Annotated in this window: 22 protein-coding genes and 1 other annotated feature; of the genes, 20 read left to right on the top strand and 2 right to left on the bottom strand. The window is 38.4% G+C overall.

The features are described from left to right. The first annotated feature begins 141 nt into the window (after positions 1 to 141). Together lon and yihA are read left to right on the top strand one after the other, a co-directional pair. Positions 142 to 2460 (top strand): endopeptidase La, encoded by a 2319-nt coding sequence (lon, locus tag FPQ13_RS01930; RefSeq protein ID WP_144087611.1) that lies wholly within the window; start codon positions 142 to 144, stop codon positions 2458 to 2460. Positions 2461 to 2464: 4 nt separating this feature from the next. After that, entirely contained in the window at positions 2465 to 3052 is a 588-nt protein-coding gene (gene yihA / locus FPQ13_RS01925; protein WP_144087610.1) for a ribosome biogenesis GTP-binding protein YihA/YsxC, read from the top strand. A 144-nt stretch (positions 3053 to 3196) separates the two neighbouring features. Here the strand turns inward: yihA and FPQ13_RS01920 are convergent, their stop codons facing one another. Further along, a complete protein-coding gene (locus tag FPQ13_RS01920) occupies positions 3197 to 3676 on the bottom strand; it encodes a LiaI-LiaF-like domain-containing protein (RefSeq protein WP_144087609.1) in 480 nt (159 codons plus the stop codon). A gap of 189 nt (positions 3677 to 3865) precedes the next feature. Between FPQ13_RS01920 and hemA the strand changes: the two genes are divergently transcribed. The 5 genes from hemA to hemL all read left to right on the top strand — a co-directional run bounded on the left by hemA (position 3866) and on the right by hemL (position 9419). Then, on the top strand, positions 3866 to 5230 hold the full coding sequence (gene hemA / locus FPQ13_RS01915) for a glutamyl-tRNA reductase (RefSeq protein ID WP_144087608.1): 1365 nt from the start codon (positions 3866 to 3868) through the stop codon (positions 5228 to 5230). Between the two features lie 202 nt (positions 5231 to 5432). Then, positions 5433 to 6365 (top strand): hydroxymethylbilane synthase, encoded by a 933-nt coding sequence (hemC, locus tag FPQ13_RS01910; protein ID WP_144087607.1) that lies wholly within the window; start codon positions 5433 to 5435, stop codon positions 6363 to 6365. Beyond that, positions 6365 to 7135, top strand: coding sequence for a uroporphyrinogen-III synthase (locus FPQ13_RS01905; RefSeq protein WP_144087606.1), 771 nt, complete (start codon positions 6365 to 6367; stop codon positions 7133 to 7135). Before hemC ends, FPQ13_RS01905 begins: the two co-directional genes overlap by 1 nt. A 1-nt stretch (position 7136) precedes the next feature. After that, on the top strand, positions 7137 to 8114 hold the full coding sequence (hemB, locus tag FPQ13_RS01900; protein WP_144087605.1) for a porphobilinogen synthase: 978 nt from the start codon (positions 7137 to 7139) through the stop codon (positions 8112 to 8114). A 15-nt stretch (positions 8115 to 8129) separates the two neighbouring features. Then, the gene (gene hemL, locus FPQ13_RS01895; protein ID WP_144087604.1) at positions 8130 to 9419 is read left to right on the top strand and encodes a glutamate-1-semialdehyde 2,1-aminomutase; all 1290 of its coding nucleotides are present in this window, start codon (positions 8130 to 8132) and stop codon (positions 9417 to 9419) included. 64 nt (positions 9420 to 9483) lie between these two features. Here the strand turns inward: hemL and FPQ13_RS13365 are convergent, their stop codons facing one another. After that, on the bottom strand, positions 9484 to 9750 hold the full coding sequence (locus FPQ13_RS13365; RefSeq protein WP_186279515.1) for a hypothetical protein: 267 nt from the start codon (positions 9748 to 9750) through the stop codon (positions 9484 to 9486). A 214-nt stretch (positions 9751 to 9964) separates the two neighbouring features. On the opposite strand from FPQ13_RS13365, the gene FPQ13_RS01885 reads away from it, so the two are divergent. The 13 genes from FPQ13_RS01885 to FPQ13_RS01820 all read left to right on the top strand — a co-directional run bounded on the left by FPQ13_RS01885 (position 9965) and on the right by FPQ13_RS01820 (position 25905). Then, positions 9965 to 11113, top strand: coding sequence for a LysM peptidoglycan-binding domain-containing protein (locus tag FPQ13_RS01885; RefSeq protein WP_186279514.1), 1149 nt, complete (start codon positions 9965 to 9967; stop codon positions 11111 to 11113). A gap of 291 nt (positions 11114 to 11404) precedes the next feature. Next, positions 11405 to 11628, top strand: a binding site (T-box leader). Positions 11629 to 11685: 57 nt separating this feature from the next. Then, a complete protein-coding gene (locus tag FPQ13_RS01875; RefSeq protein ID WP_144087600.1) occupies positions 11686 to 14337 on the top strand; it encodes a valine--tRNA ligase in 2652 nt (883 codons plus the stop codon). An 85-nt stretch (positions 14338 to 14422) separates the two neighbouring features. Continuing rightward, positions 14423 to 15715: a bifunctional folylpolyglutamate synthase/dihydrofolate synthase gene (locus FPQ13_RS01870; protein ID WP_186279513.1), complete on the top strand. Its 1293-nt coding sequence runs from the start codon at positions 14423 to 14425 to the stop codon at positions 15713 to 15715. 17 nt (positions 15716 to 15732) lie between these two features. Further along, complete coding sequence (locus FPQ13_RS01865) at positions 15733 to 17445, top strand: sensor domain-containing diguanylate cyclase (protein WP_144087598.1); 1713 nt, start codon at positions 15733 to 15735, stop codon at positions 17443 to 17445. A 497-nt stretch (positions 17446 to 17942) separates the two neighbouring features. After that, a complete protein-coding gene (locus FPQ13_RS01860) occupies positions 17943 to 18743 on the top strand; it encodes a hypothetical protein (RefSeq protein ID WP_144087597.1) in 801 nt (266 codons plus the stop codon). A gap of 147 nt (positions 18744 to 18890) precedes the next feature. Beyond that, a complete protein-coding gene (radC, locus tag FPQ13_RS01855) occupies positions 18891 to 19580 on the top strand; it encodes a RadC family protein (protein ID WP_281281181.1) in 690 nt (229 codons plus the stop codon). Between the two features lie 303 nt (positions 19581 to 19883). After that, a complete protein-coding gene (locus FPQ13_RS01850; RefSeq protein WP_144087595.1) occupies positions 19884 to 20924 on the top strand; it encodes a rod shape-determining protein in 1041 nt (346 codons plus the stop codon). Positions 20925 to 20939: 15 nt separating this feature from the next. Next, positions 20940 to 21803: a rod shape-determining protein MreC gene (mreC, locus tag FPQ13_RS01845; protein ID WP_144087594.1), complete on the top strand. Its 864-nt coding sequence runs from the start codon at positions 20940 to 20942 to the stop codon at positions 21801 to 21803. A gap of 1 nt (position 21804) precedes the next feature. After that, on the top strand, positions 21805 to 22326 hold the full coding sequence (mreD, locus tag FPQ13_RS01840) for a rod shape-determining protein MreD (RefSeq protein WP_186279512.1): 522 nt from the start codon (positions 21805 to 21807) through the stop codon (positions 22324 to 22326). Positions 22327 to 22375: 49 nt separating this feature from the next. Then, positions 22376 to 23056 (top strand): septum site-determining protein MinC, encoded by a 681-nt coding sequence (minC, locus tag FPQ13_RS01835; RefSeq protein ID WP_144087592.1) that lies wholly within the window; start codon positions 22376 to 22378, stop codon positions 23054 to 23056. Continuing rightward, positions 23049 to 23846, top strand: coding sequence for a septum site-determining protein MinD (gene minD, locus FPQ13_RS01830; protein ID WP_144087591.1), 798 nt, complete (start codon positions 23049 to 23051; stop codon positions 23844 to 23846). Before minC ends, minD begins: the two co-directional genes overlap by 8 nt. 474 nt (positions 23847 to 24320) lie before the next feature. After that, complete coding sequence (locus FPQ13_RS01825; RefSeq protein ID WP_186279511.1) at positions 24321 to 25085, top strand: M23 family metallopeptidase; 765 nt, start codon at positions 24321 to 24323, stop codon at positions 25083 to 25085. Continuing rightward, positions 25075 to 25905 carry a site-2 protease family protein gene (locus FPQ13_RS01820; protein ID WP_144087589.1) on the top strand — a complete coding sequence of 277 codons (831 nt, stop codon included), beginning with the start codon at positions 25075 to 25077 and terminating at the stop codon, positions 25903 to 25905. The genes FPQ13_RS01825 and FPQ13_RS01820 overlap by 11 nt, the downstream gene beginning before the upstream one ends. Positions 25906 to 25913 lie beyond the last annotated feature (8 nt).

Genomic DNA, 25913 nt, shown 5'->3' with positions numbered 1-25913 from the left:
TGTTTTTAAAAATGCAATTCAAAACATTGGAGAAGTCTTTGTATTTTTAAAAAGAGCAATTATGAAATTGATTCATTATAAAAAAGATTAAAGTGGTTTTCTAACGCAAAAACATCGGACCACAACTTGGAGGTACAATTAATGAAAGAAAATAACATAAAAGAGATACCACTACTTCCATTAAGAGGAATCATCGTTTATCCAACGATGGTTATGCATTTAGATGTCGGTAGGGAAAAATCAATTGCTGCGCTGGAAGATGCGATGGTAGAGGACAGTCAATTTTTATTGGCAACACAAAAAAACACAGATGCTGATGATCCTTCACCTGAAGATATCTATCTGACAGGTACAATCGCGACGATTAAGCAGATGGTTAAGCTTCCAAATGGTACACGACGTATCTTAGTTGAAGGAGTCGAACGTGCGAAAATTCTTTCCTTTAACCAAACAAAACCTTACTTCAAAGCCGAATATACGACACTTGAAGAAGAACATGGTGAGCGCGTGGAAGAGCAAGCAATGGTTCGGATGTTGATCAATCAGTTTGAAGAATATACAAAGATCTCAAAAAAGCTAAATCAAGAAACATTCGATACGGTAAAAGACATTGAAGATCCAGGTAATCTTGCTGATTTAATTACATCACACCTACCTCTTCGTTTGCACCATAAACAAAACATTTTAGAGTATGTATATATACCTGACCGTCTGGATTACTTGCTGCAATTGATTCATAACGAAAAAGAAGTTCTAACGATGGAAAAAAAGATCGGTCAGCGCGTCCGTAAGTCAATGGAACAAACACAGAAAGAATATTATCTCCGTGAGCAATTAAAAGCGATTCAAAAAGAATTGGGTGAACAAGACGGAAAAGGCGGAGAAGTTGACCAGCTTCGCCAAAAAATTGAGGAAGCGAATATGCCTGAGCGAATTACGGAGGTTGCCAACAAAGAACTAGATCGATACGAAAAAGTTCCTCAAAGCTCAGCCGAAAGCTCCGTTATTAGAAACTATATTGAATGGTTAGTTAGTTTACCTTGGACAGAGGAAACAGAAGATAACATTGATATTCCTAAAGCACAAAAGATATTAGATGCCGACCATTACGGTTTGGAAAAAGTAAAAGAACGTGTTTTGGAATATTTATCCGTTCAAAAATTAACCGATAAACTAAGTGGACCGATTTTATGTTTAGTTGGACCACCAGGAGTTGGGAAAACATCATTAGCTAAGTCAATTGCCCGGTCCATCAATCGAAAATATGTCCGTGCGTCTCTCGGGGGAGTGAGAGATGAGGCGGAAATTCGGGGTCATCGTAGAACTTACGTTGGTGCGATGCCTGGAAGAATTATTCGCGGCATGAAGAAGGCTGAGACAATCAATCCTGTATTTTTATTAGATGAAATCGATAAAATGTCCAATGATTTCAGAGGAGATCCGTCCTCGGCCATGTTAGAAGTTCTTGATCCTGAACAAAATCATTCGTTTAGTGATCATTATATTGAAGAGCCATATGATTTATCGAAAACGATGTTTCTCGCTACAGCGAATCAACTAGCGACGATTCCTGAGCCTCTTCGTGATCGGATGGAGATCATTACAATTGCTGGTTATACAGAAGTAGAGAAGCTTCATATTTCTAAGCAGCATCTCATTCCGAAACAAATTAAAGAGAACGGGCTGACAAAAAGCCAGGTCCAATTTCGAGACGAAGCGATTTTAAAATTAATTCGTCAGTACACTCGGGAAGCTGGAGTACGTGGTTTAGAAAGACAATTTGCCTCTCTCTGCCGAAAAGCAGCTAAGCAAATTGTATCCGGTGAAAAGAAACGTGTTGTAGTGACGGAGAAACAATTGGAAGAATTTTTAGGAAAACCTCGTTTCCGTTACGGTCAGCGTGAAGATGAACACCAGGTCGGCGCGGCAACAGGTTTAGCGTATACACAATTCGGTGGAGACACATTATCCATTGAAGTATCCCTTGCAAAAGGTACAGGCAAACTCACGTTAACCGGTAAACTGGGAGACGTTATGAAAGAGTCGGCACAAGCTGCTCTTAGTTATGTTCGTGCCAAAGCGGATGAACTTGAGTTAGATGCAGACTTTTATGAAAAGTACGATATTCATATCCACGTTCCAGAAGGCGCAACACCTAAAGATGGACCGTCGGCAGGAATTACAATTGCAACGGCACTCGTTTCAGCGTTTACAAACCGTCCAGTTCGGAAAGAAGTAGGAATGACCGGTGAAATTACACTTCGTGGCCGTGTGCTTCCAATTGGTGGCTTGAAGGAAAAGTCACTGAGCGCCCACCGAGCTGGGTTGACGACAATTTTGATTCCTCAAGAAAATGAAAAAGATCTTGAAGATATTCCAGAAAGTATTCGGGATGACTTAACATTTATCACTGTTTCCCACTTAGATGAAGTGTTGGAGCACGCCCTTTTAAAGGAGTAAGATCATGAAAATTAATCAAGCAGAATTAATCATTAGCGCAGTTAGTGCAAAACAATATCCAGAAGGAGGCTTGCCAGAAATTGCTCTGGCTGGCCGATCCAATGTCGGTAAATCATCTTTTATCAATAAAATGATTAACCGGAAAGCTTTAGCTCGTACATCATCGAAGCCTGGAAAAACACAAACGTTAAACTTTTATCAATTAAATGAAGCATTTTACTTTGTCGATGTACCTGGTTATGGTTATGCAAAGGTTTCAAAAAAAGAAAGAGAAGCTTGGGGAAAAATGATGGAGGAATACTTTGTCACACGTGAATCACTCAGAGCAACTGTCCTTTTGATTGACTCCAGACACGAACCGACGAAGGATGACCAAGTCATGTATGACTTTCTCAAGCATTATGAAATACCTGTTATCGTCGTGGCTACGAAAATCGATAAACTATCAAAATCAAAAAAAGCGAAGCATTTAAAAATCATTAAGGATGTTCTTGAATTGGAGTCAGGGGATCATTTAGTTGGATTTTCTGCTGAAACTGCTGAAGGAAAAGAAGAAGCGTGGAGATACGTAACATCCTATATACAATCATGAAGTGATAACCCGGACTAGAATACTAGTCCGGGAATTTTTTTGACACATTCCAATTACGAACGTGATAATTTGAATAAAGCATAACTACACTGTATGAAGTTGGCTATTTGTACATATAATTTTTTTAGCTAGAACCCTTCATCTTTATTTTTTGAATAAAAAGAAAGCACCGAGTCCAATCAGTAAGAATGGCCAAAATTGTTCGATTTGCACGAAAAAGTAATCAATCCAACCAAACCACCTCGGCAGCGTGATAGAGGAAATGCCGATTAATGAAATAATTACCAATACAAGCCCAGCCATTACTCCTTGATTCGTTTTATGGGCACGAAGCAAAAAGGAAAATCCGACAATCAACGTATACATGCCCCAGTGATCAATCCAACTAGACCAATGTTGAAGCGCATGAAAGTGAATGCCTAGCCCGGTAAGAATGCCACCAGGTAAAATGGATTCTGGTTGCTTATTTAAATAACCTTGGGTAAGAAATGCAATTCCTAAAATGATTAAAATGGTAGGCCAAGTGTCAAAGCGGGAAAGAATTGGTATAGAATACTGTTGTAAGACAAAAAATAGTCCAAATCCGATTAATAATACGCCAATAAAAGTTTTGGATTGTTTCACGAAAAGTCACTCCCTAAACGGTTTTCTTGCTGTTCCTCATTGGTTATGATAGGCTACTATATGGAATTAAAATCATTCTAATATAATATAAGTTTCATAATTCGTTCAAAGTAGTAAGCAAGTGAGCGAAACATTTTTGTTATACTGAATTCATAGATGATTGTACGATAAATGAGGGGTGAAAGAAAGATGCATTTTATTGTGTTGAGTGTCAACTACCGAACAGCCCCAGTTGAAATCCGTGAAAAACTGGCTTTTTCAGATGAAAATTTAAGTGAAACAATGCTCGAATTAAACCAAGAAAAAAGTATTCTTGAGAATGTAATTGTTTCCACTTGTAACCGTACAGAGTTATACGTCGTAGCGGATCAATTACACACAGGGCGTTATTATGTAAAACGGTTCTTAGCTAACCAATTCTCATTAGAGCTCGATTATGTTAAAAAATATATCGAAATTAAAGAAGAGACTGAAGCGGTTCGTCATTTAATGAAAGTGACAGCAGGACTCGACTCGATGGTCTTAGGAGAAACCCAAATTCTAGGGCAAGTTCGAAAAGCTTTTCAGGTTGCTCAAGAAGTGGAATCTTCGGGCTTAATTTTTAATCAACTATTCAAACAAGCAGTGACGGTGGCAAAGCGTGCGCATCGTGAAACAGCGATCGGTGAAAATGCAGTTTCTATTAGTTATGCTGCTGTAGAATTAGGAAAACAGATCTTTAATGACCTAAAAGAGCAACACGTTGCTATATTAGGTGCGGGTAAAATGGGTGAACTTGCAGTGAAGAATCTTCATGGTTCAGGAATTCGCCAAATTACCGTTATTAATAGAACGTATGAAAAAGCAAAAGAAGTCGCTGATAAGTTTGAAGGTGTCGCTAAGTCTATGGACGAATTAGATGAAGTGATGCAAGAAGCAGATATTCTCATTACATCTGCATCTACTGATTCTTTCATTATTACGAAAGAACAGTTGACACCATTGGTTAGTCGTCGAAATGGGAAGCCTTTATTCTTAATTGATATTTCCGTTCCGCGTAACATCGATCCGTCAGTAAGTGATCTAGACGGTGTAATTGTTTATGACATCGATGATCTGCAAGGAGTTATCAATAAGAATCTGGAAGAGAGACAGAAAGCAGCAAATGCAATTGAACGAATGATTGATCAAGAGTTGGATGAATTCGATGAATGGATACAAACGCTAGGCGTCGTTCCAGTCATTTCAGCTTTGCGCAATAAAGCACTATCAATTCAAGAGACGACAATGGCATCTATTGAACGAAAAATGCCAGATATGACTGACCGTGAACGAAAAGTATTGAACAAGCATACGAAAAGTATCATCAATCAAATGTTAAAAGAACCTATCCTACAAGCAAAAGAGATGGCTGGTGACGAAGAAGCCGAAGAGATGCTGAAATTATTTGTGAAAATCTTTGGTATCGAAGAAGAAGTGCAAGAAGAATTAGAATTTCAAAATAATAAACACCATAGTCATAAAACGGTTAGTCAGTCCCTTCCGATTGCTGGCTTAATCAAGGCAATTCAATAAATTTAATGATATCTTCAGCGAGTATAGACTAACGATTATGAAACAACCAGAAGGCAGTCTTAGTCTTCTGGTTGTTTTTAACTTTGCTCGAAGATAATTTTGTAATGAATGCAAAGAGAAATGTATCATGGGATTATCTTTTACAAATGAATGTAACTTTACTACTATTAGTTATAGAAAGTAATTCTAGGAGGACGTTAAAATGAGAAATATTGTCGTCGGATCAAGAAGAAGTAATCTAGCCATCACTCAAACCGAGTGGGTTATTAATGAATTGAAGAAAAAAACAAATGACTATACGTTTGATATAAAAAAGATTGTAACGACAGGAGATCGAATTCAGAGTGTAACGCTTTCTAAAGTCGGCGGGAAAGGTCTATTTGTAAAAGAAATTGAAAAAGCTATGTACGACCATGAGATCGACCTAGCTGTTCACAGTATGAAAGATATGCCATCTGATATGCCAGAAGGTTTAATGATCGGATGTATCCCTGAGCGTGAAGACTATCGAGATGCGTATATTGCAAAAGACCATGTAAAGTTAGATGATTTACCAGAAGGAGCAATTATCGGAACGAGTAGTTTACGGAGAGGCGCACAGCTACTAGCATATCGACCTGATTTAGAAATTAAGTGGATTAGAGGAAACATTGAGACACGCCTACGTAAGTTGCAAGAGGAAGATTATGATGCCATTTTATTAGCAGCGGCTGGGTTAAAGCGTGTCGGTTGGGACCCTAGCATCGTAACGGAATTTTTAGAATCAGATGTGTGCTTACCTGCTATTGGTCAAGGAGCATTAGCGTTAGAGTGTCGTGAAGATGATACTGAATTACGTGAACTGATCCAGCAAATTAATGACGAGTATACCGAAATCACCGTAAAAGCTGAACGTAAATTACTTAATATGCTAGAAGGAAGTTGCCAAGTTCCAATCGCGGGTTACGCAACGCTTGAAAATGATGAGGTTGAGATTCGTGGATTAGTTGCTTCCTCTGATGGAAAAACTGTGATTCAAACAACAAGAAGGGCGAAGGATCCAATTGAAGCTGGTCGACTAGCTGCTGAAGATTTAATCGAGCAAGGCGCTCTTGAATTAGTTGCAAAAGCAAAAGCGGAAATGGATGAATCGTAATGAGTGCAACACCCTCAAATGTACGGGTATTTCTCTCAAGAGACTCCAAGCAGGCCGCAAAATTCACCGAGCCATTAAAAAATGAGCAATGTGACATTTTCTGCGTCCCTGTAATTGAAACGAAGTTATGGAAGAGAGAAGAAAATGTACAGTTTTTGAACCGTTTAAATGAATTTGATTGGTTATTTTTTACGAGTGCAAAAGGCGTACGGTTTTTTTATGAAACAATAACGTGGTTAGGCCATGATTCAATCGATTTATCTGACAAAAAAATAGCTGCAGTCGGTACAGGTACTGCAGCTGAAATCGAAAAAAAGGGTTTAACAGTTCACTTCATCCCAAGTACATTCGATGCGGAACATATGGGAGAAGAATTTTTAGAAATTGACATACCGAAAAAAGTGTTATTGATTAAAGGGGAATTGTCGAGAACAACCATTGATGAAAAGTTCGAACGGCAACAATTTTCTTTTGAAAATATGTATGTATACCGAACGGTGATTAATTACTCAGCACAGGAGCAGTTAAACCAGCTATATGAAGAGCAGCCGTTTGATTACTATGTCTTCACTTCCCCATCATCCATTCACGCCTTTTTTACTTTGTTAGAACAAACACAAAAAGAAATATACGAGAAGCCATGTTTCTGTATCGGTGCCACGACCCAAGAAAAAGCATTGCAAACAGGCTTTACGAAAACATACGTACCAGATGAGTATACACTTCGCGGATTATCAGATCGCGTGAAGCAAGTGCTTGAGGAGGAATAAAATGAGTAATGCATTTGACCGACATCGAAGACTGAGAAGAACACCGGCTATGCGTGATTTAGTAAGAGAGACGCATTTGAATAAAGAAGATCTAATTTATCCGTTGTTTGTTTTGGAAGAGAGCGGCCAGCGAAATGAAGTATCTTCAATGCCAGGTGTCTATCAAGTATCACTAGACCGTTTAACGGAAGAAATGAAAGAGATTAAAGCATTAGGAATTCAAGCTGTACTTTTATTTGGTTTACCAAAAGAAAAAGACGAAGTTGGCACACAAGCTTATGACAATGAAGGCGTCATCCAGCAAGCAACTCGTTTAATCAAACAGGAATACCCAGAAATTCTTGTCGTTGCGGATACGTGTTTGTGTGAATATACATCACACGGGCATTGCGGCGTCATTCATGATGGATATGTAGACAATGATGCTTCACTACCATTGCATGTTCAAACGGCTGTATCTCAAGCTCAAGCAGGAGCAGATATCATTGCCCCGTCAAACATGATGGATGGTTTCGTTAAGGAAATTCGTGAAGGATTAGATGAAGCAGGATTTGAAAATATTCCGATTATGTCTTATGCAGTAAAATACGCATCTGCTTTTTATGGACCATTTCGTGAAGCGGCAGATAGTACACCACAATTCGGTGACCGGAAAACCTATCAAATGGACCCGGCTAACCGTATTGAAGCGTTACGAGAAGCAGATACCGACGTAGAAGAAGGCGCAGACTTTCTCATCGTCAAACCAGCTCTTAGCTATTTAGATATCGTAAGAGAAGTTAAAGATCGGTATACATTACCAGTTGTTGCTTACAATGTTAGTGGTGAATATTCGTTGATCAAAGCTGCAGCACAAAATGGCTGGGTCGATGAAAAAGCAATCGTCATGGAAAAAATCACTTCAATGAAGCGGGCGGGTGCAGATTTGATTATCACTTATTTTGCAAAAGATATCGCACAATGGTTAAGTGAATCATAAGGAGGTCTTTTAATAATGAACCGATATGAAAAATCACAAAAATTATTTGAAGAAGCAAAAGATTTACTACCAGGTGGAGTCAACTCACCTGTTCGTTCTTTCAAATCAGTTGATATGACACCTATTTATACGGAAAAAGGGAAAGGCTCCCGTATATACGATGTAGATGGGAATGAGTATATTGATTACGTGCTTAGTTGGGGACCGTTAATTGTTGGTCATGCTCACGATGCAGTTGTCTCTAAGTTGAAAGAAGTTATGGAAAAAGGGACTAGTTTCGGTACAAACGTTGCGTATGAAAATGAATTAGCAAAGATAGTTATTGACCGAGTTCCTTCCATTGAAAAAATTAGAATGGTCAATTCAGGTACAGAAGCTACAATGAGTGCCCTTCGTCTAGCGCGTGGATATACAGGTCGCGATAAAATTTTGAAATTCGAAGGGAACTATCACGGCCACGGCGATTCACTATTGATTAAAGCCGGTTCTGGAGTGGCGACTTTAGGCTTACCGGATAGTCCGGGTGTCCCTGAGTCTATTGCTCAAAACACGATTACCGTACCATACAACGACATGGAAAGTGTGCGCTATGTGTTTGAACAGTACGGAGATGACCTCGCAGCGGTTATCGTTGAACCGGTATCTGGTAATATGGGTGTTGTACCACCTGTAAATGATTTCTTACAAAACCTACGTAAAATTACCGAAGATCACGGCACATTGCTCATTTTTGATGAGGTTATGACAGGATTCCGTGTTGGTTATAACTGTGCACAAGGTCATTTCGGTGTCTCCCCAGATTTAACTTGTCTCGGAAAAGTTATTGGTGGTGGACTCCCTGTAGGTGCCTACGGAGGTAAAAGAGAGATCATGCAACGAATCGCTCCAGAAGGCGATATTTATCAAGCAGGTACATTATCCGGTAACCCGCTTGCTATGGCAGCAGGAATTGCAACGTTAAGCCAGTTGACTGAGGAGTCTTACGAAGCGATTAATGAAAAAGCTGATCGTCTTGTCAAAGGATTCCAAGACGCGGCTGAGGAGTTTGGAGTTCCGCTACAAGTAAATCGTGCTGGTTCGATGCTAGGCTTCTTCTTTACCGATGAAGAAGTGATAAATTTTGAAAAAGCACAAACATCTGATCTCGAATGGTTTGCTACGTATTATCGAGAGATGGCTGAACAAGGCATTTTCCTTCCACCTTCACAATTCGAAGGAATGTTCTTATCAACTGAACATACTATGGATGAAATTGATCAGACAGTTGAAGCAGCACGCAATGCATTTAAAAAATACAATAAATAAAAGTATATAGAAGCAATGAAATCCGAACGATTTAGCCTTATATAAATCGTTCGGATTTTGTGTTTTATTTTACACTTTGGGGCAGCGTCCGAACTTCAGCAGTCGGCATCCAAACTTCAGCAGTCATCGTCCGAACTTCATCAGTCAGCATCCAAACTTCAGCAGTCAGTAGCCCAACTTCAGCAGTCAACGGCCAAACTTCATCAGTCAGCATCCAAACTTCAGCAGTCAACGGCCAAACTTCAGCAGTCATCTGCCGAACTTCATCAGTCAGCATCCAAACTTCAACAGAAAACAACAGAACAACAATCGTCATCTGCTGTACTTGCATTTAATACATTGTTATATAATCATTCGTTTTTCCCTCAAAAAATCCGACTTCCTATTCCCGATCATAATTAGAAAATTACTCTCGAAGATGCTTTCTTTCATGAATTTTTCATTTTATAGAAAAAGAATCATATAGATTAGAGAAAGGCTCTGTTTTCTAACATGCGAAGATCAAATCAAAGAGGATTTGAAAAAAGGATATAGGGAGGATGCTTATGACCAACAATAAGGAACCATATGCATTTAAAATTTTTGAAAAAATTAGCTTTCGGCAAGGAGAAGAGGTGGATGATCTTTATAGTATTTCGATCGACCCCGAGGTGGATGTCATTCAAGAGGAAAACTACATCCAATTAAGGGGAGTGCTCGTCGTATCAGGTGATTATCAAACTTTTCCCAAAAAAGAACCACTTTATATTGTCGATGATGAGGAAGATAATGTCGTGCAGCAAGTACGAATGTTGGACAATGGATTTATGACTTTTCAATATCCAATTCCAGTGGATATCACGGTTCCAGTAGACCGAGTAGAGAGAGATCATCATTTGGAAGTAAAAGTTGATTACTTTGATTATGAACTGCCAGAACCACAGACGTTAAATATTCAATCAAGTATTCGAATAGATGGCATTGCAGAACGAGATGCAAATGACGCTTATCCTGAACAATCAGCACCGTCTGATTTTGAATTAAAAGAGTTCCCTACTTTTCAAGAAGAACAAGAAGGTCCGTCTTTTCATGATGAGCCATTTACTGATGCATCAGCAGAACAATCTATGGGACAACACACAGCTCAACCATCAGAAGAACCTGCCAAAGAAGTTTATCATGAAGAGGATTCTCAGGAAGAACAGAAAGGAAGAGACTTTTTAAAGAAAGATAAGCCACAATCATTTGCTGAATTCTTCAATAAGAAGAAATCCGCTAAAGATGAGTTAAAAGAAAAACATGAAGATAAAGCAGAAAGTAAAGAAAGTACGAAAGACGAGTATAAAAAAGAAGCTGTAGACTCGAGTGAAAAGCAAATGAAAGAAGACGCTCAATATGAAAAGAAAGAGACTTTTACAGAAGAAAAAGAAGTTAAAGCAGAAGCGGATGAGAAAATAGAAGGAAAAGCTGATGAAGTAGAAAAAAAGAAAGAAGCTAGCGGACTAAGTTACTTGTCCAAATTTTTTCGAAACGACGAGCCTACTTCTTCACAACTGACTGTACGTTTCGTGCAGAAAAATGAAACACTTGAATCGATTGCTGAAACCTATAATTTACCGAGCTCTAAATTAGAGCGAATGAATAACCTAGAAGACCCTAGTATGCTTGAAGAAGGCGACATTATTTATGTTCCGCAAGTAGAAAAAAAGAGTTAGATCCATTTTGACCGGAACATAATGAAGACCCCGATAAAAATACAACATAGAAATACATCCAATGTTGTAGGTAAAAATATAGTTCGTAGCACTTGGTAACAGACGATTGGGAAGATGGAAAATTCAACGATGATAATAACTTTACGGAACCCATAAGGAACCCTATAGCGATAGTATTTACCCACTCGGATGACCTCCTTTTGTATAGAATATGAAAAATGCGGTAACACTGTGTATTAATTCATTGATTTTGATTCACTCGTTGTATATAATAATGTTAATCGAATATACGTAAATGCCCGTAGGAGAAGAGTACAGGTGGAATACCGACAGAGAGGGAAACAATTTGCTGAAAGTTTCCTCGGATTGAAAGCTTGGAAGGTCGCTCTGAATTGGCAGCTTCTTTGAAATTAATAGTAGGAGAAGACGGGAAAACCGTTAACAGGTGAGATGCACAGTGACATATGCTGTGAATTAAGGTGGTACCGCGAAATTCAAATCTTTTCGTCCTTTTTATGAGGATGGAAAGATTTTTTTATGTTTCTATCACAATTAATAAGGAGGAAGATGGAATGGAAGAACAAAAACATACATCAATGGCACCTAAATATCATCCAGAAGAGATAGAGAAAGGTCGTTATCAATTTTGGATGGAAGGCAAGTTTTTTGAAGCGGAAGAGAATGACCAAAAAGAACCGTATACAATTGTCATTCCGCCACCAAACGTTACAGGAAGACTCCACTTAGGTCATGCGTGGGATACGACACTGCAAGACATTTTGACTCGATACAAACGAATGCAAGGGTATGATGTTTTATGGTTACCAGGCATGGACCATGCAGGAATTGCAACTCAGTCAAAAGTCGAAGCGAAGTTAAAAGAAGAAGGTAAAAGCAGATATGATCTTGGACGTGAAAAATTTCTTGAGCAAGCATGGGATTGGAAAGAAGAGTATGCGAGTTTTATCCGAAGCCAGTGGGAAAAACTCGGATTAGGACTGGACTACTCAAAAGAACGATTTACGCTTGATGATGGATTGTCCAATGCTGTTAAAGAAGTTTTTGTTAGCCTATACGAACAAGGACTAATCTATCGCGGACAATATATTATTAACTGGGATCCAAGCACAAAAACCGCATTATCGGATATCGAAGTTATTTACCAAGAGGTACAAGGTGCATTCTATCACATGAGATACCCATTAAAAGATGAAGATGGATATATCGAGATCGCGACTACTCGTCCAGAGACGATGTTAGGTGACACAGCCGTTGCTGTCCACCCGGAAGACGATCGTTATAAACATTTAATTGGTAAAAAAGTCATTCTACCGATTGTTGGCCGAGAAATTGAAATTATCGGTGATGATTATGTTGATATGGAATTCGGTTCTGGAGCTGTTAAAATTACACCAGCGCACGACCCAAATGACTTTGAGATCGGAAATCGTCACAACCTAGAAAGAGTCCTCGTGATGGATGAGGGCGGACAAATGAATGAGAACGCAGGCAAGTATGAAGGCATGGATCGTTTTGAATGCCGAAAACAAATTGTAAATGATCTTCAACAAGAAGGCGTTCTTTTCAATATTGAAGATCATATGCACTCTGTAGGTCATTCCGAACGAAGCGGGGCTGTCGTCGAGCCCTACTTGTCAACTCAATGGTTTGTTAAAATGGGTCCTCTAGCTGAAGAAGCGGTCAAGTTACAGCAAACCGAAGACAAAGTCAATTTTGTACCGGAGCGTTTTGAGCAGACGTATCTCCACTGGATGGAAAACATTCGAGATTGGTGTATCTCACGTCAATTATGGTGGGGACATCGAATTCCTGCTTGGTATCATAAAGAGTCAGGCGAATTATATGTTGGTCGAGAAGCTCCAGAAGATCTAGAGAATTGGGAACAAGATGAAGATGTCTTGGATACATGGTTCTCTTCCGCTTTATGGCCTTTCTCAACAATGGGCTGGCCAGATGAATCGAGTGAAGATTTTAATCGTTATTTCCCTACAAGTACACTCGTTACCGGCTATGACATTATCTTCTTCTGGGTATCCCGGATGATATTCCAGTCCAAACATTTCACGGACCGCCGTCCATTTAAAGACGTGTTAATTCATGGGTTGGTTCGCGATGCAGAAGGTAGAAAAATGAGTAAGTCACTAGGAAACGGTGTCGATCCGATGGATGTGATTGAAAAGTACGGTGCTGATTCATTACGCTACTTTTTATCTACAGGTTCTTCACCAGGCCAAGACTTGCGTTTCCACTGGGAAAAAGTGGAGTCTACTTGGAACTTCGCCAATAAAATTTGGAATGCGTCCAGATTTGTCATTATGAATTTAGAAGATTTCACTTATGATGACATTGATTTTTCTGGAGAGAAATCAGTTGCAGACAAATGGATTCTGACTCGTTTGAATGAAACGATTGAACAAGTTACAAGAAATATCGATAAATATGACTTTGGTGAAGCCGGGAGATATTTATATAACTTTATTTGGGATGACTTTTGTGACTGGTACATCGAGATGGCTAAACTCCCACTGTACGGTGATGATGAAAAGCAAAAAATCACTACTAAATCCGTTTTGATCCATACATTGGATGCCATCATGAAGTTACTTCATCCATTTATGCCATTTATCACTGAAGAAATATGGCAACACATTCCGCATGAAGGTAAATCGATTACCGTAGCACCATGGCCAACAGTGAATGAAGCGCATATTGATCAAGAAAGTGCGAAGCGCATGGAACGCCTTGTAGCGATGATCCGTGCTGTTAGAAATATTCGTTCTGAAGTCAATACGCCGATGTCGAAAGAAATCCGGATTCTAGTTAAAGCGAGCGATGAATCAATCGTAAACGAGCTGGAAGATAACCGACATTATTTAGAGAAGTTCTGTAATCCTGAGGAATTGCAGATTAGTACAACGGTTCAAGCACCTGAGCACTCCAAAACAGCTGTTGTTAGTGGGGCTGAATTATTCTTCCCGCTTGAAGGTTTAGTAAATTTAGAAGAAGAATTAAGTCGATTGCATAAAGAACTTAAAAAATGGCAATCTGAAGTTGATTTGGTTCAGAAGAAATTATCAAATGAGAAATTCGTTCAAAAAGCACCTGAAAAGCTTGTACAACAAGAAAGAGAAAAGGAAAAAGATTATTTGGAGAAACGCCAGCTAGTTGAAGAGCGTATTCAGGAACTAGAAAAACTTAAATAATTTTATATTTCAACATAAACTGCCTGACACAACGTAGGCAGTTTATGTTATTTTAAATACATAAAAATAACAAAGGATGAACAATGTGAATGGAAACGAAGCAATCGAATGGATTCATCAACAATTAAAATTCGGAATTAGACCAGGGTTGGATCGAGTTCACCTATTGTTAGCACGGTTAGGTCATCCTGAGAAAGAATTGAAACTTATTCATGTAGGCGGAACGAATGGTAAAGGTTCTACTGTGACCTATTTGCGTAATCTTCTTCAACGGCATGGGTTTAAAATAGGGACTTTTACTTCACCTTATATTGAAAAATTTGAAGAACGTATTTCGATTAATGGTTATCCGATTGATCAAAATCAATTAGCGAGCTATGTTGAGCAGGTTAAGCCAATTTGTGAGCAAATAGGTGAAACAGAATTAGGTTCACCAACAGAATTTGAAATTATTACCGTTATCGCTTTAATGCACTTTCAGAAAGAAACTATTGATTTTGGAATTATGGAAGTTGGCCTCGGTGGTCGATTGGATTCTACGAATGTTATTACACCTATTCTTTCGTTAATTACATCCATAGGAATGGATCATATGAATATACTCGGAGACACAATTGAAAAGATCTCTTATGAAAAGGCAGGCATCATCAAACAAGGAATACCAATTGTAACGAATGTCGACCAGCCTGAAGCTCTTGATGTCATCGCATCAAAAGCCAAGCTACACAACGCTCCATTCTATCAATTAGGAAGCGATTATCATTACGAAGTAAATGATTATTCAGGTTGGGGAGAGTCATTTGACTTTCTATCGGAGGATAAGTGTTTGCGTGATTTGGAGCTAAGGATGAAAGGACAGCATCAAATTGAAAACGCTACACTATCTATGTTTGCGCTAATGTTAATTAGCAAAAGTGAAAAATTTAAGTTATTCGATGAAGAAATAAAAAAGGGCCTACTTCAATCACAATGGCCTGGCCGCCTAGAGATCATCCATAATCAACCAAAAATTATTCTAGATGGCGCACATAATTTCGAAGCAGTGAAACAATTAGTAACTGCTATTAATAGTCAGTGGGCATCAGAAAGAGTTAGCGTTTTGTTATCAGTTATAAAAAATAAACCAATCGATGAAATGGTTAATTACCTTAAACAAAACTTTCCAAAAATTACGTTAACACCGTTTGACTTTTCAACAAGCTATGAGTACAATGAACTATATCAAAATTTCCAGAAAAGTCATACACATGTACAAAAAGATTGGAAAACAGTCATCGATCAATTCATTGAAAATGATTCGAACGGCAATATACTTATCGTAACGGGTTCGCTTTACTTTGTTTCTCAAGTGAGAGCTTACGTTTTACAACATAAGTAGGGAGAAGGGAAGCCTCCATGTCAAAGAAAAAACAGCTTGTAATATGGCTCATATGGTTGGTTGTATTTCCAACTTCCATTTTTTATGTATATACAACATTTGAGCCAACGTATACTGGGGAATGGGCAGACTTAATATCATTTGCTTTAATTATGTGTGCAGTTTCCTATTTTCCTATTCAAGTCGGTACAATTTCCATTTTTGTCGCAAACGGAATTAGTTTTGCAGCTTTTTTATATTTTGGTTTATTTGCAGAGATTATTTTAACTCAGCTCGCTATACTGACATTGATCTATAAGCTTCGAATCAGTAAAGATGAAACATTTCGGATTGCCAGTAACTCATTGATGATGTTAATTACATCAATCGGCTCTGCTGCTGTCTATTATTGGCTCGGCGGCGAACATGGGGTGCTTGAATTAAATACGACTACTGAAAGTATTGCATTAGTCGGATACATTGTAACAGGATTGATTTTAAATCAAATTTTATTAGTCATCTTAAATATATTCTTTTATGAACAAAAACATATGAAAATAGGAAAGTCTTTATTAGCTGATATTTTTCTTACGTTAATTGTTTTTCCTTTAGGGCTAGTGCTTTATTTACTTTATATCGATTTGAAAATTGCTGCGATTTATTTCGTAGGGATTCCATTCATTCTCTTATCGATTGCTATTAGTCTTTATTATAATGGACGTCGAGTGAATCATTATTTACGAAGAACAAGTGACATTGGACAAGAATTATCGAAGAAATTAAACGTTAAGAATGTGTTGGATTCGTTTGTTGATGAAGTGTGTAAACTACTTCCAGCAAGCTTTATTTACATTTACGATGTTTCTAATGCCAGTCAAACGTTGACCCTGATACGGTTTGTTAAAGATCAACAGACTGTTAAGCATCCAGAAGAAGTGATGGCGATTAACAGTGGATTTATTGGGAAGGTCCATGGACAAAAAAAGGCAATCATGTTTAATACACGTGCTCAGTTAGACCAATTTACCCAGAATAGCTTACCCGATGATGTACAGAGTGTACTAGGCGTACCAATCATTCGAAATGAACAGGTCGTTGGTGTGTTGGTCATCGGTGACAGAAGCAGACGTGCTTATCAGGACTATCATTTAATGCTAATGAAAATTCTAGCAAACTTTTTGTCTGTCGCGATAGAAAATGCGAGACACTATGAGCAAGAAAGGCGAAAAAGCCTGCACGATCAGTTGACGAATTTATACAATTATCGTTATCTAACGGATCATATTGAGCAATATGCACTTGACTTGCAAGCGAAAGAGATCGATGAGAACCTCTCCATTATCATTATCGATTTAGATTCCTTTAAATCCGTAAATGATACATATGGACATGAAGCGGGTAACGAAGTGTTGGTAGATCTCGCTAGGCGGTTAGAAGATTTCATTAGTGATCGGGGGATTGTCGCTAGATATGGTGGGGAAGAATTCACCATTTTGGTCAAGGGGATGAAGCATGAAGAGATTTATGGATTGGCTGAAGAAATTCGTTACCTCATCTCTTCCAAGCCTTTTGTGTTAATGAAACATATTGAGGATGGTCAACCGGTGGCGATACCAATAACAGCAAGTTTAGGTGTTGCTACTTATCCAGATCACTGTGATTCTCCAAATGAATTGATTCGTCAGGCAGATCGTGCGATGTATGTTGGTGCCAAACGAAGCGGGAAAAACAAAGTGGCATCGATTGTTTAATAAGCTAATGAACAGAATGAAAAATCCGTATGATGAGTCAGAAAGTCAGTCATCGTACGGATTTTTTTATGTGATGCTCTCAGTACTCGAGAGATGTTCTCAACAACGGAAGCGCGAGAAATCGGTAGCCTTCCATGCTCGATAGACGCTGTCAACAACGGAAGCGCAAGAAATTGGCTGCCTTCCGTGCTCGAGAAACGCTGTCAACAACGGAAGCGCGGGAAATTGGCTGCCTTCCGTGCTCGAGAGACGTTCTCAACAACGGAAGCGCGAGAAAATACGTGCCTTCCGTACTCGATAGACGTTCTCAACAACGGAAGTGAAGAGAAATCGTGTGCCTTCCGTACTTGAGCGACGAGCTGTCATCAGTTACTTTACGTCTACCTTCATTAATAATTATGTCGAAATTCTTTGCTATTCAATAGACAAAATTCCACTTATTTTTTCATAGGCTTGTGCTAGGATGAGAATTACTAGTAACAAAGGTGGTAGAGAGCATGGAAGAAGAAAGAAAAGTTAGAGTAGCCATAACAAAATCCGACGATTACGATGATCAGCAAAAAAAGCATGATCTGGAACATTTTCTCACGCCGAAGCAAAAGAAAAAGCCTCCTCTTCAAAATGTGGAACTATCGAAGTGGCTGAAACCTATCTTATTTGCTATTGTACTTGGACTTGTATTTGGGGCTGGTTTAATGTATTTCTTTTCAGATTATACCGCTGATGATCCTGCAGAATCAGGAGGACAACCTGTTTCAAACGTAACGAATGACGATGATTCAGATGAAGCAGAAGGAAATTCAAATTTCACGATGGGCGGTCAACAATTCCAACTGATTCAATACGGTATTTTTTCATCAACAGACAATGCTAAGGAGCATATGGCTTCGATTCAACAAACTTATGGTGTTCCAGTGTTTTATGTAGAGAAGGAAGGCCAGTATTATATTGTTGGTGGTTATATCACATCAAGTGAGCAAGAATCACAATCGATTGATTGGCTTGAAAGCAAGGGACTTGTACGATTAGAAGATTTCCTTGTAAAGGATTGGCAATTAGCTGCTGTTGAGGCACAAGTGTCTGACGATGAACAATCATGGTTGGAAAAAGGGAAAGCATTGGTTGGTAGTTTTTCTAAAGAGGATTTTCATCAATGGGTACAAGAAATGCCCAATCGGTTTAAGGCGAGTCCATATGCTGATCAGCTATCTCAGTTAATAAATGAATCCAGCGATGACTTTATGGCTGAAAAGACAATGCAGTTATGCTTGTCGTTCTTTCTCGCAGAACTTCCTTAATGAACTTATCTTCCTTAAACGGATTAATTTGTGTTAAAAAGTAATAATAACTGATCTATTCCAATGCATTCGTTGCTTTTTCGCTTTTTGTATTTTCAACAAGCGCAAGATACAATGATAAGCGTAATCTTGAAAGGAGCGAATGTTTTGGAAACCGAATCGTTATTAATTAAAGATGTACCAAAAGATGATCGACCTCGTGAGCGTTTGATGAAAGCTGGACCTGAAGCGTTGTCTAATCAAGAATTAATGACAATATTAATTGGTAGTGGCACAAGGGGAAATTCAGCCATGTCACTAGCTATTCGAGTATTAAAACATTTTGAAGGAATTTATCTATTGAAGGATGCAACGATTAATGAATTGACTTCCATTAAAGGAATTGGAGAAGCGAAAGCGATAAACTTGCTGGCTGCTTTGGAACTTGGGCGAAGAATTCATAACTTTAGAGTGACCGATCGGTATGTCATTCGGAGCCCAGAAGATGGAGCTAATTACATCATGGACGAATTGAGACACCTGAAACAAGAACACTTCGTATGCTTATATTTGGATACGAAGAACACCGTTATACACAGACAAACCATCTTTATCGGAAGCTTGAATGCTTCGATTGTTCATCCACGTGAAGTTTTTCGAGAGGCAGTTCGTCGTTCTGCTGCTTCAATCATCTGCGCGCATAACCATCCTTCTGGCAATCCCGCACCATCTCAGGAAGATATTCAAGTGACCAAGCGATTATGTGAAGCAGGAAAATTAGTAGGTATTGAAATCCTTGATCACTTGGTGATTGGTGATCGTAAATATGTTTCATTGAAAGAAAAAGGATATGTATAATCCTTTTCAATACGTCTTTTCCGCTTTATTTTAATATTGAATTTTATGAATCTACACGATATCTTATCTTCCTTTCTATTATTTTCCTTCCCGTACGAAAATTTTCATTTAAATGACAATAAAAACAAGGAAATATGAGTCTCATTAACCTATCTATTTTTACTAGAATTGCGTATAATATAAATACAAAATGGATAGCTAAGCGCCTACCAGCAAATGATCATTTTGTTGAGGCGCTTATTCATGTTTGATACGAGCGGAACGTACCCTTTAATAAAAAGGGATGAAGAAAGGACGATCATGATGGCAACATCGATTTTTACGAGAGATTTTGGAATTGACTTAGGAACGGCCAATACATTGGTTTATTTGAAAGGAAAAGGAATTATTTTGCGCGAATCGACCATGATTGCTCAAGATAATCATACGAAAGAAGTCATTGCGGTCGGAAATGAAGCAAAACAAATGATTGGTCGAACACCTGGGAGATTATCAGTCATTCGCCCGATGAGGGATGGTGTCATTGCGGATTACGATACGACAGCTGAAATGATGAAATATTATATCCATAAAGCACAAGGGAAACCTACCTTCTTCTCAAGGAAGCCAAATGTTATCGTCTGTGTACCTTCAGGAATCACTATGGTTGAAGAGCGTGCGGTTTTAGATGCGACGAGGCAAGCAGGCGCCAAACAGGCATTACCGATATCAGAGCCATTCGCAGCAGGTATTGGCGCAGGGTTACCTGTATGGGAACCAACCGGTAGTTTAATTGTTGATATTGGTGGTGGTACAACGGAAGTTGCAATCATCTCTTTGGGTGGAACGGTTACGAGTGCATCGATCCGAACAGCCGGCGATGAAATGGATGAGCAAATCATTCAATATATAAGAAGAAAATATAGTCTATTAATTGGTGAATCGACAGCAGAGATGTTAAAGACAGAGCTTGCATCTGCAAAGAAATTAGATAATAATGAAGAAATGGATGTACGAGGTAGAGATCTTATTTCTGGTTTACCAAAAACGATAACCATTGGTAATGATGAAGTCGCCTATGCAATCCATGAAACTGTCGATGCAATTGTCAATTTAATAAAACAAACATTAGAGACAGCTCCACCTGAGTTAGCCGCGGATATCATGGATTATGGAATTGTGTTAACCGGAGGCGGGGCATTATTGAATAAAATCGATGAAGTGATTAGTGAGCAAACGAATATGCCTGTATTCGTCGCCGATAATCCGTTAGATTCTGTTGTAATTGGTACTGGGAAAGCTTTGGAACACATTGAATATTTTAAACGATCTCCACATGTCGCAAAACGAAACACATTAAGTTAAGTAGGTGCTAGTTCTATGCCTTCGTTTTTTCGAAAAAGAAAATTAATTGTCTTATTAACAGGTTTAATCATCATTGTCGCATTAATTGGATACTCCATGCGGACCGAGTCTAATACAAACATCGTTAGTGACTTTGTATTGGATACTGTCGGTTTTTTTCAAAATATCATTTACACACCAATTAATCTGGTGATAGATATCATTGAAGATATTGACGATGTGCAAGATGTATATGAACAAAACGAGCTTTTGAAAAAAGAATTACAATCATTTAAAGCTCAAGCTTTTCAATTAAATGATTTAAAAAGAGAAAATAAAGATTTACAAGCGTTAGCTGATATGGAAGAGTCGTTAAGTGATTATAGCCAAGTGAAAGCAACAGTAATTGCACGTAGTCCTGAAAGATGGTTTGACCATGTCACCATTAATAAAGGTCAGCAACACGGCATCAAACGAAATATGGCCGTTACAAATGGTGAAGGTATGGTCGGAAAAGTGATTGAAGTATCTCAGTTAACATCTACCGTACAATTACTAAGTGGTTTCGATGAACAAAATAGAATCAGCGTTGAGGTTGATCAAGAAAAACCGATCTTTGGTTTAATCGAAGGATACGACGAAGAAACGGAATCTTTGATTTTCCGTGACTTAGAGAATGAAGATGACATCGAAGAAGGGCAGACGATTGTCAGCTCGGGCTTAGGTGGCGTTTTTCCGAAAGGATTATTGATTGGTACTGTCGAACGTGTTGAAATGGACCAATACGGGTTGACTAAAATCGCTTATGTTAAGCCTGCCGCTAATTTATATGATATCAATCACTTGATGGTAGTAGATCGGGACTTACATTCACCAGTGATCGATGAGGAGGAAGAATAGTATGAAAGGTTTATTCCTTCCTCTCATTCTTTTTGTTTTATTGATAGCAGAAAGTATTGCAACAGAGCTTTTACCGAATAACGTTTTATTGGAGTTATATTTTATCCCTCACTGGGTTCTAGTCTTCTCGGTCATCATTACTTTGTATTATGATCAAGAACATAGTTATGCGGGAATTTTATATGGCGCTATATTTGCTTTTATTTCTGAATTAGTTTATACAGACTTACTAGGTGTTTATTTATTTGCTTATGGAGTCTCCTTATATGGCGTTCACTTGTTTAAGAAGTTATTACATGTTAATTTTTTAGTTACTTTACTTCTAGTGTTCTACGCATTAATTGTTTGCGAATTTTTAATCTATGGAACCTATTTTTTAATTGGTGTTATTGATTTGCCGATCAAAGAATACTTGATGGAACGGTTAACGCCGACTGTCTTAATGAATCTATTATTTTTCATAATGATTTTTCCGTATTTCTCAAAAAAATTAACGAAATGGAAAGAACAGCCGAAACGATGATTCTTTGGTAAAATAGATTGAGAGATAAAAGATTGGAGGGCGATCCTCTTTGAATGATAGTAAACAAGTTGTTCTGATGAAAGGAACGCAGGAAGGCATAACGGTATATTTGGATGATGAATGTTCATTTGAGCAACTGTTGAATGTGCTGAACAAAAAGCTTGAGAACAGTAATAAAGAAGACCGTACCGAATTGATTTTACATAGTCAATATCGTTACTTGCGAGCAGAACAGAAAGAAGATATTCGTGAGATTATAGAAAATAGTAGCAGCTATCGTATTAAGCAATTCCAATCGTATGTGCTGACAAGTGATGAAGTGACGAAACAAGTCAATAATATGTCTGTTAGGCCTGCGATTCGAAATGTTCGTTCTGGACAAGTTCATCAGGTAGAAGGTGACGCTTTAATTCTTGGAGATATCAATCCTGGTGGGTTGGTGATGGCCACCGGTAATGTTTATGTTTTTGGGAAACTAAGAGGGATCGCTCATGCAGGTACCAATGGTAATAAGGAATGCGTCATCGTAGCTTCCTATATGAATCCAAGTCAACTTAGGATTGCCAATAAAATCAGTCGGTCTCCAGATTATGATGTCGAAGGCTCGAATCGCGAGTTTGCTTATATTAATCTCGAAAATGATATGATAGAAGTAGAGAAAGTGAACTACTTGCCAAAGGTACGACCAAATCTCATCGATCGATTGGAAAGGGGTATCGAGAATGGGTGAAGCAATCGTAATTACTTCCGGAAAAGGTGGTGTCGGAAAATCGACAACCACTGCAAATATTGGAACTGCGCTAGCATTAAAAGATCAAAAGGTATGTTTGGTTGATACAGATATAGGCTTGCGTAATTTGGATGTAGTATTAGGGTTGGAGAATAGAATCATTTTCAATATCGTTGATGTGATCGATGGAAATTGTAAACTGCAGACGGCATTGGTGAAAGACAAACGGTTCGATTGTATGCACCTGTTGCCTGCTGCACAGACCAATGATAAAAATGATATTACTGCTGAAGCCATGAAAGACTTGATTGAGCAATTAAAGCCTGATTACGATTACATATTAATCGATTGTCCGGCAGGAATTGAACAAGGCTTTTCTAACGCGGTGGCAGGTGCGGATAAAGCAATCGTTGTAACTACACCTGAGAAATCAAGTGTGCGGGATGCGGATCGTATTGTCGGTCTGTTGGAAAAAGAAGGTTTGAACGATCCTCATTTGATTATTAACCGCATTCGAAAGCACATGATTGATAGTGGTGATATGTTAAGTGTAGATGACATTGTTTCGACGCTTTCCATCGATTTACTTGGTGTTATTTTAGACGATGAAGATGTAATCAAAGCTTCACACCATGGTGAGCCTGTTGCTTTCCAACCAAATACAAAAGCATCAATTAGCTATCGAAATATAGCTCGGAGAATTTTAGGTGAATCTGTTCCGTTGATGTCATTCGACGAAGAAAAAGGATTTATGTCCAAAGTAAAAAAGATATTTGGAATGAAAAGCTAAATTGATATATTTATCTCCTTCACTATATTTGTGTGAAGGAGTTTTTGTTTATACGGAGATGGCTGCACCCGCTGTCGAGAAGCCTTCTCGATACACAAACAAAGTGACTCACACTTGAAAAGTAATCGAGAAGCCGTCTCGACACGCAAACAAAGTGATTCGCACCTTGAAAAGTAATCGAGAAGCCGTCTCGATACGCAAACAAAGTGATTCATAACTTGAAAAGTAATCGAGAAGCCGTTAGTTCTTCCCATATAAATCTCCGAAACACTCACTTGGCCTTTTACATGCGAGTATTTTTACATCACTAAATTAAAATGCTCTTATCTGAAGCAACCTTAAGGATTTTGTCCCAGCCTCCCTGACATTTGCCTTCGAACCACTTATAACTTTATGAACGATTCCATATGAACATAATCATAATTGATAGCCCGTCCGAATAGGCTAGTACAAAAGAAAAAAGGACGGATGATTATGAGCAAAAAATTAGACGAAATAAGAAAAAATATCGTTCATCGAAAGAACATGAAAACAGGAACGAAAATTAGTATCAATCATTCTCCGTTGTTAAGTGATGATGAGCGATATGGAAATCAGCCAAATGGGCTATCCAATTCGAGCAATCCGGGAACAATCCAACTGAAATCAACTTGGTTTCCGAAGTTTTTATTATCCGTATTTATCTTCTTTCTTACATTTCTCGTCTACAACTCGGAATTACCAATCATTAAACAATCAAAAGAAACAGTTCATTATGCATTAACGGAAGATTTACCATTCGCCACGATGCATTCCTGGTATGAGACTCATTTCGGAGGTACGTTTGTTTCCTTGGGATTTGATCAAGCTGAACCGAATGAACTATCTGGCAACATCTTATCTATACCTGTTTCAGGACTGGACGAAGAACGTATCACATCTGAAGGAAAAGGTATACATATTGAAGTTTCTGCAGAAGAGTCTGTATATGCATTAGAAAAAGGAACTGTATTATTCGCAGGGAACAAACCAGATACAGGACGAACGATTGTGTTGCAACACGAAGATGGTCGAAAATCAATCTATGGTCAATTGGATGAAATAGAGGTATTTCACTATCAAACGATCCCCGCGAATCAACCGATTGGAACTGTGAAACCAGATGAGCTAGGTACATCAGCATTGTATTTTGCAATCCAAGATGGAACCGAGTACTTGAATCCATTACAAGAAATTTTAGAGGGCAAGGATGAATATTAAAACCATTCATTCTGTATTATCAGTCATTCAAGTTCATCCATTATTGTTAATCTTATTATTGCTCAGCTACTTTTTCGGTTTATTTATCGAGATGGCTGCTTTGTTTATGCTCATATTCATTCATGAATGTGGGCATTTAGCTGTCGCAAAATATTTTCAATGGGAAGTGACTCGGTTAGTCATTTGGCCATTTGGAGGCGTCATGGAAACAAAGGATTTTTATAACCGTCCAACGCATGAAGAGTTGTGGGTCACTATCGCTGGGCCGGTCCAACACATTTGGGTTTTTGGTGTCATCCATCTTTTATCATTTACGTCGATACCAGACTATTATCTCGATCAATTCATTTGGATGAATACAATCCTGCTTCTATTTAATTTAATGCCAATTCTCCCTCTCGATGGGGGAAGATTTCTTTTCTTTATAATCAGTCACTGGCTCCCATTTCATCGTTCAATCCTCTTATCGACAAACTTCTCGATATTTATGATTGTCGTTGCAAATGGTATACTGCTCATAAATGGATGGATCAGTCCGCCGCTAATCGTCTTATCTGCAATCCTATGGCTAGATAATTGGCTTACAAATAAACGTCATTATCTTTACTTGATGAAGCATATGCTTGCGAGGTACATGTATCCAACGGTTAATCGCAACAAAATTCATAAGCTGGAGTTTCCAATTCAAACTTCACTTCAAGAAATGATGAAGCGTTTCAGAAAAAACCATTATCATTTCATACACATTGAAGATCAAGGCTTATTATCTGAAGACGATTATTTATCTTTATTATTTTCGGCGGATCACCCAAAATCATGATTGGTGGA

The organism is Allobacillus salarius, from assembly GCF_007559425.1.
Taxonomy (GTDB): Bacteria; Bacillota; Bacilli; order Bacillales; family Alkalibacillaceae; genus Allobacillus; species Allobacillus salarius.
This window is presented reverse-complemented; position numbering and strand designations above follow the sequence as displayed.

Excerpts from the sequence above, each read along its gene's own strand:
- lon (WP_144087611.1), top strand. The coding sequence starts at position 142 with ATGAAAGAAAATAACATAAAAGAGATACCACTACTTCCATTAAGAGGA.
- yihA (WP_144087610.1), top strand. The coding sequence starts at position 2,465 with ATGAAAATTAATCAAGCAGAATTAATCATTAGCGCAGTTAGTGCAAAA.
- hemA (WP_144087608.1), top strand. The coding sequence starts at position 3,866 with ATGCATTTTATTGTGTTGAGTGTCAACTACCGAACAGCCCCAGTTGAA.
- hemC (WP_144087607.1), top strand. The coding sequence starts at position 5,433 with ATGAGAAATATTGTCGTCGGATCAAGAAGAAGTAATCTAGCCATCACT.
- FPQ13_RS01905 (WP_144087606.1), top strand. The coding sequence starts at position 6,365 with ATGAGTGCAACACCCTCAAATGTACGGGTATTTCTCTCAAGAGACTCC.
- hemB (WP_144087605.1), top strand. The coding sequence starts at position 7,137 with ATGAGTAATGCATTTGACCGACATCGAAGACTGAGAAGAACACCGGCT.
- hemL (WP_144087604.1), top strand. The coding sequence starts at position 8,130 with ATGAACCGATATGAAAAATCACAAAAATTATTTGAAGAAGCAAAAGAT.
- FPQ13_RS13365 (WP_186279515.1), bottom strand. The coding sequence starts at position 9,750 with ATGCAAGTACAGCAGATGACGATTGTTGTTCTGTTGTTTTCTGTTGAA.
- FPQ13_RS01885 (WP_186279514.1), top strand. The coding sequence starts at position 9,965 with ATGACCAACAATAAGGAACCATATGCATTTAAAATTTTTGAAAAAATT.
- FPQ13_RS01875 (WP_144087600.1), top strand. The coding sequence starts at position 11,686 with ATGGAAGAACAAAAACATACATCAATGGCACCTAAATATCATCCAGAA.
- FPQ13_RS01865 (WP_144087598.1), top strand. The coding sequence starts at position 15,733 with ATGTCAAAGAAAAAACAGCTTGTAATATGGCTCATATGGTTGGTTGTA.
- FPQ13_RS01860 (WP_144087597.1), top strand. The coding sequence starts at position 17,943 with ATGGAAGAAGAAAGAAAAGTTAGAGTAGCCATAACAAAATCCGACGAT.
- FPQ13_RS01850 (WP_144087595.1), top strand. The coding sequence starts at position 19,884 with ATGGCAACATCGATTTTTACGAGAGATTTTGGAATTGACTTAGGAACG.
- mreC (WP_144087594.1), top strand. The coding sequence starts at position 20,940 with ATGCCTTCGTTTTTTCGAAAAAGAAAATTAATTGTCTTATTAACAGGT.
- mreD (WP_186279512.1), top strand. The coding sequence starts at position 21,805 with ATGAAAGGTTTATTCCTTCCTCTCATTCTTTTTGTTTTATTGATAGCA.
- minD (WP_144087591.1), top strand. The coding sequence starts at position 23,049 with ATGGGTGAAGCAATCGTAATTACTTCCGGAAAAGGTGGTGTCGGAAAA.
- FPQ13_RS01825 (WP_186279511.1), top strand. The coding sequence starts at position 24,321 with ATGAGCAAAAAATTAGACGAAATAAGAAAAAATATCGTTCATCGAAAG.
- FPQ13_RS01820 (WP_144087589.1), top strand. The coding sequence starts at position 25,075 with ATGAATATTAAAACCATTCATTCTGTATTATCAGTCATTCAAGTTCAT.